We start from the raw sequence: 13,133 nt of genomic DNA, 5'->3' as shown, positions 1-13,133 counted from the left end.
GCCCAGACCCGCCGTCGACTTCCAAGGGTGCTGACCGCCGTGGTTCGTTACGGGCAGGGAGAGCCTGGAACGGCTCGGTTCCCTCCCGGCGGGCGGGTGTTCGGGTCAGTGCATGTGGTCGTGACCGTCCCGGTGGTCATGGCCGGGTGGCCGTTGCGCCAGGTCCCGTGTACGTGCGGTGACCTCGTCCGTGGAGACCGCGCCCTGGCCCACGAGCAGGTCTTCCAGGGCGGCAAGCCAGAGGCGGTAGTAGTGCCAGGGCTCGTCGCGAGCCGGCTCGGTCTCCCAGGCCCGGATCCTGGTGACCAGCGCGGTCCGGAACTCCGGCCAGGTGAATCTGCCTGCCTCGTACAGGCTGACGACCATGCCGAAGGCGCGGCTCTCCCACGGCTCCGAGAACAGCAACTCGCCATTGGTGCGGGGCGGTGCGGTCGGGCCCTCGATGTCCAGGGGCGCGCTCATGGCGCCTCGACCTTCGCCACGCCGACCATCGCGTCACGGGAGACCAGCGGCACGAGCTCCTCCTCGGTCAGGTGCTCGGTGCCGGCGGGACGTTCGGGCAGCACCAGCCAGCGCACCTCACTGGTGGAGTCGTGGACGGTGATGCGTACGTCGTCGGCGAGTTCGAGCCCCATCTCGGACAGCACCGCGCGCGGTTCCCTGACGACGCGCGAACGGTAGGCAGGATCCTTGTACCAGCTGGGTGGCAGGCCGAGCACCGGCCATGGGTAACACGAACACAGTGTGCACACCACCACATGGTGCTGGCTGGGGGTGTTCTCCACGACGACGATGTGCTCGCCCTGCGGTCCGGAGAAGCCCAACTCCTTGATGGCGGCGGTACCGTCCTCGAGCAACCGTCGCCGGTAATCCGGGTCGGTCCACGCCTTGGCGACGACCCTGGCACCGTTGAGAGGGCCCACGTTGGTCTCGTACTCGGTGATGATCCCGTTCATCACCTTGGGGTCGATCAAGCCGCGCTCGGTGAGCAGTTGCTCGAGCGCTTCGGTGCGCAGGGCCGGGGGAAGGTGCTCGCCCGATCCGGTGGTGGTCATCAGGGCGTCTCCAGGTAGGTCTCGTACATCTCCAAGATGAGCGTGAAGGGCTCGGCGTCGGTGCCCCACAGTTCGTGCGAGTCGAACCGCACCGAGTAGACGTGCTGCGGATTCTCCCCCTGGAAGTGGGCGTTGGTGTCCGGCAGCACTGCGGCCGGCTGGATGACCTCGACAACACCGGTGTGCCCCCGCACGTAGCCAGGCAGCCGGGTGTGTCCGGGCACGGACATGTGCTTGGCGCGTACACGCCCGCCCACGGTGAAGGCCGGGGTGGTGTCCACGGTGCGCAGCGAGCCCTCGGCGGTCGGCGCGTAGTCGGGCCTGGCGGGTTCCGGGGTCGGCGGTTCCTCGACGCCTTCGTCACGCAGGTTGCGGGCGCGGGCTTCGATCGCGCCGGGCGCCAGGACGGCGCTGTCGGTGAGCATCAGTTCGGCGGCGTTGAGCCATCGCCCGTAGTAGCCGTCGTCCAGGTAGGCGGCTCGGCCCAGGCGTTCCTGCGCGTGCCGGAAGGCGTCCGGGTTGATGCCGCCGCACGCGATGCGGCTGGAGAGAATCGCCAGTGCGAACGCCCGGCCTTGCCAGGGCTCCTCGAAGACGGGTTCGTCGCGTCTCGGCGGGCGCACCGGGCCCCATCCCCGGGTGCCGCCCATGTCGGCGATACCATCCATGGCAGGCTCTCCGATATAGGGATGTAAAGGCTTAAGGTCCTCGAATCGTATGCGGTTCGTGACGACGCCTCCACGGCACAGGCCGCCTGTGGATCATTCGGCCCCGACGTCACTCTCTCGGGGTAGCCGGCCGGACGCGTCTGCGGCGAAGCCGTGATCGCGAACCCATTGGTCACGGAAAGAAGTGGATCAGGGACCCTCAGTCAAACTCCCTGGTCCACCCCTCTCCTCGGCGTCACGGCACCCTTTTCGGTTTGTGAGCAGATGCTCCTATCATTGAGGGCGAAGCCCTGGAGGAGACCATGACCGCTACGCCCGCGAGCCGTGACGATCTGTGCAACAACCTGGCGCTGCGCAAGGCGGCCCGGTACCTCGGTGCGACGTACGACAAGGCTCTGGCGCCCGCCGGTCTTCGGGGGACGCAGTTCAGCATCCTCCAGAGGCTCAGTGCCCAGGGGGAGATGACCATCACGGCCCTCGCCGACGTGATCGCCATGGACCGCACGACGATGGCCTCCAACCTCAAGCCGCTTGCACGGGAAGGCCTGGTCACCGTCGAGACGTCGGCGGCGGACCGTCGTGCCCGGATCGTCACGATCACGCCTGAGGGTGTAGCCCGGATGAAGGCCGCACTGCCCTTGTGGGAGGGCGTGCAGGCCCGGTTCGAGGGGAGTTTCGGGGTCGACGACGCGGCCCGCCTGCGCGCGTCGCTCGAAGCCGTCCTCCATACCGGCTTCCAGCCCTGGGCGGAGTGAGAGCGGTCCTCTTGCGGGCAGGTGCGTGGGTCGGGGCGCGAGCACTGACGTCGAGCGGGACGAACCGGCCCTCTGTGTCCACCCTTGGTCGCCCACTCCCATCGTGATGTCCAGAGTCGCGAAGTAGCAGGTCACGAGCGCGTCCGCACCGGTCGGGTGACCGGCCTGCCGGTCCGGTCGATGGTTGCGGCAGGGCTGTGGCCTCAGGTCCTTGACGTGCCGTCGCGGTGGCTGCGGGATCAGTTGCTGGGCCGGTTCTGTGCGAGCGCTCCCGGTGTGGTCGGGGGAGTCCTTCTGCGCCTTGTGTTCACATCGATACGAGCATATGCTCCTAATGCTGATGCGTGCAGGTCCGTGGGCATGTGCGTCTGCTGACCGCGGTGGGCGCGCCGGGAATCGGAGCGGCGTCACGGTCCGTGTCTCGCGCCTGATGGCCGTCTGTCCGGGGCCTTTCTACGCACACACATGACTGCTCACCCGGCTACTCAAGAATCTCGAAGGAGACTTACCGATGGTTGCCAGCAACCGTGTCCTGATCGCCGGCGCAGGCGGCGTGGGCCGTACCGTTCTCGAACTGCTCTGGGCCCAGGGCGTGCCGGTAAGGGCGATGGTCCGCCGCGACGACGAACGTGCGGCCGGGTTGCGCGCGCTGGGCGCGGAGGTGGTCCTCGGCGATCTGACCCGGCCCGAGAGCGTGGCGGCCGCACTGGAGGGCGTGGGGCGGATGTACTTCGCGATGCCCGTGTCGCGCGACCACCTCCTCGCGGCGACCGTGGTGGCCACAGTGGCCCGAGAGCACGGGCAACTGGACGCTCTGGTCGGCATGTCACAGATGACGGTCTCGCAGATGACCGCCACCAGCACCGCGGAGTCACATCAGCAGCGACTGCACTGGCTGGCCGAGCAGGTGCTGAACTGGTCGGATCTGCCGGTGGTCCACATCCGGCCGACGTCCTTTCTGGACAATCCGCTGTTCACCACGCTGGCGGCGCGATCGATCCGGGCGAGCGGCACGATAGCGCTGCCGTTCGGCACCGGGCGCACATCGCCCGTCGCGGTGGACGACGTCGCCCGCGTGGTCGCCACCGTGCTCCGTGAGCCGGCTTCGCACATAGGCAACGTCTACGAGCTCACCGGGCCCCGTACCCTCGACATGACCGAGATGGCCGAGGAGTTCACGCGGGCGCTCGGGCGGCCGGTGACCTATACGGACGTGCCGCTGGACTGGTGGCGGGCCGAGGTGCTGGCGAAGGTGCGTCTGCCGCAGCACATCGAGGACCACATCGCGGTCATGGCAAGCCTGCATCAACGGAACCGCTACGACCGCGCGTCGGACGACGTGGAGCGCGTGACCGGTGTACCCGCCCGGACGGTCGAGGATTTTGTGGCCGACCGCAGGGACTTCTACCTGGGGTGAGACGCCGCTTCGGCCGGATGCGACGCCGATGTCCTGCGGAGCCACATCGTGGTGACTCATGCCGTCGGTTCGATGACGGTCACAGACGTACGGATCCGGCGGAAGGTTGCCGACACGGAAGGAGGATCGTGCCGGCTCACGCCCTCAGATAGGCCAGGACGGCCAGGACCCTGCGGTGCGTCGCGTCCGCGGGCGGCAGGTCCAACTTGGCGAAGATGCCGCTGATGTGCTTGCCCACTGCCGCCTCGGACACCACGAGTTCGTGCGCGATCGCGCCGTTCGACCTGCCCTCCGCGATCAGGGCGAGAACCTCGCGCTCACGCGGTGTGAGCCGCTCCAGCGGGTCGCGACGACGGCGCAGCAGCTGGCGTACGACTTCCGGGTCGACGACCGTGCCGCCGCCGGCGACCTCGCACAGGGCGTCCACGAACTCTTCGACCTGCCCGACCCGGTCCTTGAGCAGATAGCCGACACCCGATCCGTCTCCGGAGTCGAGCAGTTCGGAGGCGTATGTCCGTTGCACGTACTGGCTGAGGACCAGGACGGGCAGGGTGGGTGCCCGCTCCCGCAGACGTACTGCTGCGTGCAGCCCTTCGTCCTGGAATCCCGGGGGCATGCGGACGTCTGTCACGATGATGTCGGGTGAGTGTTCCTCGACAGCGGCGAACAGTGCCTCGGCGTCTCCGACGGCCGCGACGACCTCGTGACCGCAACGGTGGAGCAGGCCTATGAGTCCCTCTCGCAGCAGGACACTGTCCTCGGCCAGCACTACGCGGAGCGATCGGTCGGCGGGCAGGGATCGCAAGGGAACTCCACACTCAACTGGGTCGGTCCGCCAGGGGGACTGGACAGGGTAAGTCTGCCATCGAGGACCGAGACCCGGTCCGCGAGACCGGTGAGCCCGGTGCCGACCGAGGCATCGGCGCCGCCCCCGCCGTCGTCGTGTATGTGCAGGTGCAGTCGTCCGTCGCGATGGCCGCCGCTCACCTCGGCGCGGCTCGCCCCGCTGTGCTTGGCGATGTTGGCGAGTGCTTCACAGACCACGAAATACGCGGCTGATTCGACGGACTGGGGCAGGCGCTCCGACAGTTCCAGGGCGACGTCCACGGGTACCGGGGATCGGTCCGCGGCATCGGCGACGGCGGCTTCCAAACCGTAGTCGGCGAGCACCTTGGGGTGGATGCCGTGCACGAGTTCGCGCAGCTCCGCGAGTGCCTGGCCCGCCTGGTCGTGTGCCTTGGCGAGTTGGTCGGCGAGTGGGCCTGGCGGTGCGTCCAGCCGTGCGAGACCGAGAGTCATTGTCAGGGCGACGAGGCGCTGTTGGGCGCCGTCGTGCAGGTCGCGTTCGATGCGGCGCCGTTCCCTCTCGAAGGCGTCCACCAATCGCACACGGGAGCGGGTGAGTTCGACCACCTTGGCGTCGAGGCCGCCGTCGCGCTGGGCGAGGAACAGCCGGGTCAGTTCGGCCCGTGCGCCGGCCGCGACCCCGAGGGCGTAAGCGCAGGGGGCCAAGAGGACGAGCCCGAGCAGTGCGACACCGAACGCGGTCGGCCAGGTGTTGATGGTCCACTGCTTGAGCACCTTCGTCTGGCGGCCGTCGCCGACCGTGGCCATGAGCAGAGGAGCCGCGAGCATGGACAGAGGGAAGAGCAGTGCGACGGTGACCGCGACGGCGTCGACCGGCCACAGCACGCAGGCGAAGAGCAGCGTGTAGCCGAGCTCCTGCCAGGTCGTCCGCTCGCGCAGCCGCGTCGTCAGCCAGGACCAGAGCCCTTCGGTGGGGGGCCTGGTGTGCCGGTCGGGAGCCGGGGCCAGGTCGACGAGGCGTAGCCTGTGCCGTTCCACCCAGGCCACCGGAATGCCGGCGAGCGCGGTGAGGACGAGGAGCGGCAGTCCCACGAGCACGATGGCGAGTACGCCGCCGACCGCCGCCGAGGTCACCAGCCCCGCCAGCACGACGATGCCGGTGACCATGCCGGTGAGCAGGTATGCGACGGAGCGCCACGGCCAGGGCGACACCAGGTAGCCGGGCCGGGACATGGCCTGCCACACATTCCGAGGGTGCATGACACTGACCGTAGAAGGCCCGGCGGGGCCCACACCATCGGTCCAGCCGGCGGATCGTGGGTAGGGCCGGCCCTACCCCAGGTCTCGACTCTGCCGCAGTGCGCCGAGGTGCCCCCGCGCTGTTTTGTTGAGGCACCGAAATGACAAGGGAGACGGCGATCGCATGCGGGCTGGGTTCGCCGCACTTCCTCTGCCGGAACCGGACGAGTCGTCGGGCCGGAACGCCCGACCGCCGTCGCAGACAGACAGTTTCGCGCGCCCGACCGGCTGTCCCGGCAGTGGCCTTCCGGCGCCGTCGCCCGAAGACTCCACCCGCCTGCCGCGCGGGAGGACCGACACTCAACGAGGTGGACAAGTGGTCGATCATGCAATCCGGTTGTGTTCCGTCAGCCGGCGGTACGGGTCGGGCGACAGCGAAGTGACGGCGCTCGACCAAGTCTCGCTCTGCTTCCCCGTAGGTTCGTTCACCGCCGTCATGGGGCCTTCCGGATCGGGCAAGTCGTCCCTGTTGCAGTGCGCCGCGGGCCTCGACCGGCCCACCTCCGGCTCGGTCACCCTGGGAGGGGTCGAACTGACGAAACTGAGCGAGACCCGGCTGACCCTGCTGCGCCGGGAGCACATCGGCTTCGTGTTCCAGACGTTCAATCTGCTGCCGTCCCTGACGGCCGAGCAGAACGTGGCCCTGCCCCTGAGGCTCGCCGGCCGCCGACCCTCCAGGGCGGGGGTCCGTGAGGCGCTGCGGCAGGTCGGCCTCGGCCACCGGGCGCGACACCGGCCCCATGAGATGTCCGGCGGCCAGCAGCAGCGCGTCGCCCTTGCCCGGGCCCTGATCACCCGCCCCGCGGTGCTCTTCGCTGACGAGCCGACCGGTGCCCTGGACTCCTCTACCAGTCGCGAGGTGCTGGGCCTGCTGCGCGCCATGGTCGACCGCGACGGCCAGACGATCGTCATGGTCACCCACGATCCGGTGGCCGCCTCCCATGCCGACCGCGTGGTCTTCCTCGTCGACGGGCGGGTCAACGGCGAACTGGTCGGGGCGAGTGCCGACAACATCGCCGCACGCATGACCAAGCTGGAGGCCGTGCCGTGCTGAGCGTCGTCCTGCGCACCTTGCACACCCGCTGCGTCACCTTCGGCGGAGCCTTCGTCGCGCTGTCGCTCGGTGTCGCGCTGCTCACCGTCATGGGCCTGGCGCTCGACTCGTCGTCCGACGCGCCCGGCCGAAAGCCCGAGCGGTTCGCGGCCGCACCGGTCGTCGTCAAGGGGACGGACACCTTGCGGGTGTCCACCCCGATGGGCGAGCGCACCCAGAGGCTCGCACACCCGCGAGCGGTGCCCACCGAAACCGTGCTGAAGCTCAAGGAACTAGGCACCGTCGTCCAGGACCGGACGTTCTCCGTGAGCGCCGCGGACGGCCCCGGGAACCTGGTGGGTCATCCCTGGTCCATCGCGGCCTTCGCGCCGTACGAGATCACCGCGGGACGGGCGCCGAAGGCCGCCGACGAGGTCGTCGTCAGTGGTGACTGGTCGAAGCCTGGCGAGTGGGTTCGGACCGGCCGCGGCACCGTACGGGTCGTCGGCACCGTCGCCGACCGCGGCTTCGAGAACGCCGTCTTCTACACCGACGCACAAGCCGCCCGACTGTCGCCGATCAGCATCCAGTCGGCTGTCGACGCCGACGCGGCGGCCGTGCGCAGGGCGGTTCGCGGCGTAGGCGTCGAGGTCCTGACCGGCGATGCGCGCCGTCATGCCGACCCCGACCTCGACCGGGATCGTGAGGCCATCACCGCGATGACCGCTTTGTTCGGTACGGCCGGCGGTGTCTCCGCCTTTGTGTCGGTGTTCGTGGTGGCGTCCACCTTCGCGTTCACGGTCGCTCAACGGCGGCGGGAGTTCGCACTGTTGCGTACCGCCGGGGCCACCCCGGGGCAGATCCGCCGCATGGTGTTCATCGAGGCACTCGTGGTGGGCGTGTTCGCCTCCGTCTCCGGCTGTCTGCTCGGCTCCTACGGCGCGCCCCGTCTGGCCGAGTGGTTGGTCGAGGGGGGACTCGCGCCGAGCTGGTACACCATCGGCAACGGCACATGGCCGTATCACCTGGCCTTCTGGACCGGACTGCTCGTCGCCCTGTGCGGCGTGGTCGCCGCGTCCTGGCGGGCCGGACGGACGAGTCCCGCCGAGGCGCTGAACGATGCCTCCGTCGACAGCGGCGTGATGACGTGGGGCCGTCTGCTGTCCGGCACGGCGTTGTTGCTGACAGCGGCGGTCACGTTGGGCATGGCGCTTTCCGGCGACCCGAGTGAGTTGCTGCACCGCAAGTCGTACGTGAGCAGGCCCATGCTGCTGATCACCGCGTTCGCGTTTCTCGCACCGATCGTGGTGCGCCCGTCGGTCCGGCTCGTGGCCTGGCTGCCGGCCCGACTTCCTGGTGCAGGGGGCATGCTGGTGTGCGAGAACGCCGCCGCCGGTGTGCGCCGTACCGCGGCGATCGCCGCGCCCGTCCTGGTGACGGTCGCCCTTGCTGGATCACTGCTGGGTGCCACTGCCACGCTGAACAAGGCGAAGGCCACGGAGACGCGTACGCAGACCACCGCCGCCTTTGTCATCACTGCGGCGAGCGGAGCGGGCTTCGACAAGGTGACGCTGACCAGACTGCGTGCCGTGCCGGGCGCAACGGTGTCGGCGACCTCCTCCACCGCCGTCCATGTGATGGAGGACGGTGTGGCGCTCGTCAGGTCCGAGGCCCGCGCGGCGGAGCCCGGACTGCTCGCGGCCACCACCCGGTTGCCGCTCGCCGCGGGAAAGGTGAACGACCTCGACGACGACTCGATCATCGTCAACGAGGAGTGGCAGCGGCACACCGTGGGACAGCGCGTCCAGGTGTGGCTCGACGACGGCACCAAGAAGACGCTGCGGATCGCCGCGGTGATGACCACCGGTACCGGCAACAACGGCGCTTATGTCACACCGCGCAACGCCCCTGGCGCGAGCGTGGACCGCGTCGACGTCACGCTGGCCACCGGTGCCGACGTAGGCTCCGTCGCTGCGGAACTGCGAGCGGCGATGCGGGACTCGGGTGGGCAGGTGCTCACCAAAGCCGAGTGGGTGCGGGCCACTTACCCGGAAACCAACCCTACGACCCGGCTCGGCTTGATGCTCGTACTCGGCATCGCCCTTGTCTACACGGGTATCTCCCTGGCCAACACCATGGTCATGGCGACCTCGGACCGGGTGCGCGACCTGGCCGTGCTGCGCCTCGCCGGAGCGACCAGGTGGCAGGCGTTGCGGCTGGTGGGCGCCGAGGCGCTGGTGGTGGTCGTGGTGGGTGCACTGCTCGGGCTGTTGGTCGCCGGTCTCGACCTGGCGGGTATGTGGGGCGCGCTGGGTCTGCTGTCGGTGTGGCCACCCATCGAGCTGCCCTGGGCCGTGATCGGCGCTGCAGTCGCCGCCTGTGCCGTGCTGGCCTTGGTCGCGTCCGTCGTCCCGGCTTGGTTCGCCCTGCGTCGCCGGGCCGTGGAGTCGGCGGCCGGACGGGGGTGACCCTGGCGGCAGTTGGCGGATCGGGGCCCCTCCGGGTGCCCGGCGCGCGGGGTCACAGTGCCGAAGTCGTTGTTGCCGAGGGGGCGGTCAGCTTCTCTGCGTTGCCGACCGCCCCGTGCCTACGACGCGCTCTGGGCGCGTTGCCTTGCCCGGTAGGCCCGAAGGTTCGCCGCGTTGCCACAGACCTTGACACTGTGCCAGACCCCGCTGTTGTTGCGGGACCGGTCGAAGAACACAGTGCCGCACCGGTCGTTGCGGCACAGCTTCAGCCGCTGCCAGGTGTCCGCCCGCTGGGCCCGGAAGACCTCGATCAGGACCAGCGCCGCCACACGCCTCCACCCGGTGCCGCGCGGCTCAGGACGGACCTCTCCGTCCCCGCCGAGCTGCATGGCGACGGACGCGGTGTGCAGCGGGGGGAGCGCGTCGTCGTTGCCGTGACCTGCCGCCCGGCGCAGATCGTCGCGGAAGGTGCGGAGCTCCTCCTGGTCGTGCGGGTCGAGCTGGACCCCGGCCAGGGGTTTGCCGGTGGCCAGGCTCCACTCCTCCAGCGCCTGGTCGAGCCAGATCTGGGCGGAGCCGGGATCGGCCAGAAGGTCGTTCGTGCGGGGCTTGCCGGCGGGGATCGTGTTCATGAGGTCCTGCACGAAGGCGAGCCCCTCCGGGGCAGGCTCCGTGTTGTAGCGAGCCGTGGCCGGCCAGCTCATTCGGATCACTCCCCATGCCTTGTGTCATGTGTCCGACGACAGATGCATACAGCCTACATCTCTTACTCGGTCTCTGAGGGCCAGGGTGGGTGACTCTTGTGTCACCGCCCTTCTCCGTCCCCAGTCCGGTAGGGCTCATCGCTGGCGGACCGAGCGGCCGGCTGCCACCCGGTGCGGACCGTTCCTCAGCGCGGCTGCCAAGGCATGCTGTGCTCAGGCGAGATCGAACAGCGGGACCATCTCGTCGGGCAGTCCGTCCAGGGGCTGCTCGGTCCAGATCGTCTTGCCGCGCTGGCCGTACCGACTGCCCCATCGGCTGGTGCATTGGGCCACGATGAACAGCCCGCGCCCACCCTCGTCGGTGGGTGCGGCCCTGAGGAGTCTGGGCTGGGTGTTGCTCGGATCGGCGACTTCGCAGATCAGCACGTTCTCACGGATGAGCCGCAGTCCTACCGGGCCGCCGGCGTATCGGATCGCGTTGGTCACCAGTTCGCTCACGACCAGTTCGGTACTGAGCGCCAGTTCGTCCAGTCCCCACCGCTCCAGTTGCCTGGTGACGGACTCCCGTGCGTCCGCGACCGAGGCCGGCTCCGCAGGGAACTGCCAACTCGCGGTGTTCTCCTCGGAGATGATCCGGGTGCGGGCGAGCAGGAGCGCCACGTCGTCGCTGGGGGGCCGGTCGGTGAGATCGCCGATGAGGTCGCGACCGATGGCGGCCAGGCTCCGGTCGGCCCCTGTCAGGACCGCAAGTCGGTTGCGGAGCTGGTTGATGCCGTGGACGGCGTCGAAGCCTTCCAGTTCGAAGAGTCCATCGGTGTACAGCGTCACAACGCTGCCTGCGTCCAGAGCCACCGTGGTCGACTCGAACGGCACACCCCCCACACCCAGCGGCGGACCGGGGGAGACCTCTATGTCCCGCGCGGTGCCGTCCGGCCCCACGACAACAGGAGGAGGCTGTCCCGCACTGGCCATCGTGCATTTCCCGGTGATGGGGTCGTAGACGGCGTACAGGCATGTGGCACCGACGACGTCCCGCTGTTCGGTCGGGGTCTCGGAGGCCAGTCGCTGCACCAGTCCTTCGACATGGGTGAGAACCTCCGCCGGGTCAAGTTCCAGATCGGCGAAGGTCTGGATCGCGGTACGGAGGCGACCCATGGTGGCGGTGGCGGACAGTCCGTGACCGAAGACGTCCCCGATGACCAGTGCGACCCGCAGTGACGGCAGGGGAATGGCGTCGAACCAGTCACCGCTGATGCCGGCGCCCGCGACGGCGGGGTGGTAGATGCCCACGGTCTCGAGGCCGGCGGTATCGGTCTCCGCGCGTGGCAGCAAGCGCTCCTGCAAGGCTGCCGCCGCCCTGTGTTCCCGGGTGTACCGCCGCGCGTTGTCGACGCCGAGAGCCGCGCGGGAGGCGATCTCGGTCAGCAGCGCCCTTTCGGCCGTGTCGAAGGGATCCGGCTGCTCGGTTCGCCAGACCGATACCGTGCCGAGCATGCGACCTCGGGCCAGCAACGGTGCGATCGTCATGGAATGCGCTCCGACTGGGATGAGGTGCCCTCTCGTGAGCGGGCTGCTCAGCACCTTGAGCATGTCCTCACGGTCGAGCGAGAGGGCCTGCCCCAGCTGGAGTTGATGAATGTGGGCCGTCCCGAACGGCTGGCTGAGCGACTTTCCCGGTTCGAGCAGGCCGGGAGGCCACTGCTCGGATCCCGACGAGATGGCGACCCGGACCAGATGCGATGGCATTCCCTCGATGACGTTCAGCGGTTCGTCACCCACGAGCACCGCGTCGGATATGTCAACGGCCGTGAGATCCCCGAGTTCGGGCACGAGGACGTCGGCCAGCTCCTGCGCGGTACGGACGACGTCCAGCGAGGAGCCGATCCGCACGGCCGCTTGGTGCTGCAGATCCATCTGACGACGGATCCTCTGCTGCGCCGTGGTGTCGTTGACGGTGACAGCGATGCCGGAGGGAGCGCCGTCGGGGTCCTGCAATCTGAATGCCGACAGCGAGAGGTCCCACTGGTATCCCGAAACCGCCGAGGAATGAATTTCCAGCCTCTTCCGGACGAAAGGGACACCGGTTTCCATCACCTGGCCGAGCAGGTGCTCTATCGTTTCGGCGTCCTCTGCGGAAATAACTTCTTCCAAGCGGATTCCCGGTATTATGGGCGGCCCCTCGAATATTTCGGTCCTGATGTTCGTCCGTATGACATTCATATCTACGTCGTGAATTGCGATGCCCATTTGGTCCTGGGCGAGCAGTGCACGCAAGAATGCCCCGCCGAATCGCCAGTCGTCAGAGGAGTCGGCCGGCGCGGCTATGATCACGTATTCGTCCGGCGAGCCGTCGAGAGGCAGGACGCGGAGGTCCACATCGACGGTCCCGCCGGAGCCGAGACGAAACGTCACGACCCCCTCGGCGGGCGGTTTCCCTGCGCCGGTGTTCCGGCCCGTACCCGGGCTTTCGGCGAAGAGGTCCTGAATGGGATGACCGCAGATGTCGTCCGGGCTGCGGCCGAGCAGGTCAGCGACGGTCGAGGAACAGCGGACCACCATGCCCTCACGGTCCAGAACCGCTGCCCCGACGGCGAGAAGGGGTGACCGCTGCCCGTGTCGATCGCTGTTCGCCTGGTCCATGCGGGGACTCCTGCGCGAAAAAGGACACCCATGCCACAGGCGCTGGTCCCATTGTGCTCCTGCGCCCCCTCCTCCGCGAGGCCGAGGTTGTCGGCAGTATTGCAACTCATTTGGTGCATCAAATCCGGTGATCCGTGCGAGGAAGTCCTTCGGCCGGTGAGGTTTCGTTGTATTTGTGTCGATGCGCATGGGACCTTCGAGCCACCGGAAAGAGAACGCACCTCTCGCCGGGGAACGCCGCGCCGCCTCGTCGGCCATGTGTAAAAGCAACTCCGGCACGCTCCCAT

Annotated in this window: 11 protein-coding genes; 4 read left to right on the top strand and 7 right to left on the bottom strand. The window is 68.7% G+C overall.

Annotation, left to right across the window (positions count from 1 at the left end):
- Positions 1-105: 105 nt before the first annotated feature.
- The 3 genes from ADL25_RS30215 to nthB are packed head-to-tail and all read right to left on the bottom strand — an operon-like array spanning position 106 to position 1,723.
- On the bottom strand, positions 106-462 hold the full coding sequence (locus ADL25_RS30215) for a nitrile hydratase accessory protein (RefSeq protein ID WP_059131048.1): 357 nt from the start codon (positions 460-462) through the stop codon (positions 106-108).
- The gene (nthA, locus tag ADL25_RS30210) at positions 459-1,055 is read right to left on the bottom strand and encodes a nitrile hydratase subunit alpha (protein ID WP_059131047.1); all 597 of its coding nucleotides are present in this window, start codon (positions 1,053-1,055) and stop codon (positions 459-461) included. Before nthA ends, ADL25_RS30215 begins: the two co-directional genes overlap by 4 nt.
- Positions 1,055-1,723 (bottom strand): nitrile hydratase subunit beta, encoded by a 669-nt coding sequence (gene nthB / locus ADL25_RS30205; protein WP_059131046.1) that lies wholly within the window; start codon positions 1,721-1,723, stop codon positions 1,055-1,057. The genes nthA and nthB overlap by 1 nt, the downstream gene beginning before the upstream one ends.
- A gap of 302 nt (positions 1,724-2,025) precedes the next feature.
- Here nthB and ADL25_RS30200 point away from each other — a divergent pair, with 302 nt between their 5' ends.
- A complete protein-coding gene (locus tag ADL25_RS30200; protein WP_059131045.1) occupies positions 2,026-2,478 on the top strand; it encodes a MarR family winged helix-turn-helix transcriptional regulator in 453 nt (150 codons plus the stop codon).
- A gap of 511 nt (positions 2,479-2,989) precedes the next feature.
- A complete protein-coding gene (locus ADL25_RS30195) occupies positions 2,990-3,895 on the top strand; it encodes an NAD(P)H-binding protein (RefSeq protein WP_059131044.1) in 906 nt (301 codons plus the stop codon).
- Between the two features lie 136 nt (positions 3,896-4,031).
- On the opposite strand, the gene ADL25_RS30190 is transcribed toward ADL25_RS30195, so the two are convergent.
- Together ADL25_RS30190 and ADL25_RS30185 are read right to left on the bottom strand one after the other, a co-directional pair.
- Positions 4,032-4,691 carry a response regulator gene (locus ADL25_RS30190; protein ID WP_181923314.1) on the bottom strand — a complete coding sequence of 220 codons (660 nt, stop codon included), beginning with the start codon at positions 4,689-4,691 and terminating at the stop codon, positions 4,032-4,034.
- Entirely contained in the window at positions 4,664-5,962 is a 1,299-nt protein-coding gene (locus tag ADL25_RS30185) for a sensor histidine kinase (protein ID WP_079050662.1), read from the bottom strand. Before ADL25_RS30185 ends, ADL25_RS30190 begins: the two co-directional genes overlap by 28 nt.
- Before the next feature lie 355 nt (positions 5,963-6,317).
- Here ADL25_RS30185 and ADL25_RS30180 point away from each other — a divergent pair, with 355 nt between their 5' ends.
- Together ADL25_RS30180 and ADL25_RS30175 are read left to right on the top strand one after the other, a co-directional pair.
- Positions 6,318-7,055 (top strand): ABC transporter ATP-binding protein, encoded by a 738-nt coding sequence (locus ADL25_RS30180; RefSeq protein ID WP_107116741.1) that lies wholly within the window; start codon positions 6,318-6,320, stop codon positions 7,053-7,055.
- The gene (locus ADL25_RS30175) at positions 7,049-9,502 is read left to right on the top strand and encodes an FtsX-like permease family protein (RefSeq protein ID WP_059131041.1); all 2,454 of its coding nucleotides are present in this window, start codon (positions 7,049-7,051) and stop codon (positions 9,500-9,502) included. Before ADL25_RS30180 ends, ADL25_RS30175 begins: the two co-directional genes overlap by 7 nt.
- Before the next feature lie 119 nt (positions 9,503-9,621).
- On the opposite strand, the gene ADL25_RS30170 is transcribed toward ADL25_RS30175, so the two are convergent.
- A complete protein-coding gene (locus ADL25_RS30170; protein WP_059131040.1) occupies positions 9,622-10,206 on the bottom strand; it encodes a CGNR zinc finger domain-containing protein in 585 nt (194 codons plus the stop codon).
- Positions 10,207-10,419: 213 nt separating this feature from the next.
- On the bottom strand, positions 10,420-12,846 hold the full coding sequence (locus ADL25_RS30165) for an ATP-binding SpoIIE family protein phosphatase (RefSeq protein WP_059131039.1): 2,427 nt from the start codon (positions 12,844-12,846) through the stop codon (positions 10,420-10,422).
- Positions 12,847-13,133 lie beyond the last annotated feature (287 nt).

It is taken from the genome of Streptomyces sp. NRRL F-5122, assembly GCF_001507435.1.
In the GTDB taxonomy this organism is placed as follows: domain Bacteria; phylum Actinomycetota; class Actinomycetes; order Streptomycetales; family Streptomycetaceae; genus Streptomyces; species Streptomyces lannensis.
This window is presented reverse-complemented; position numbering and strand designations above follow the sequence as displayed.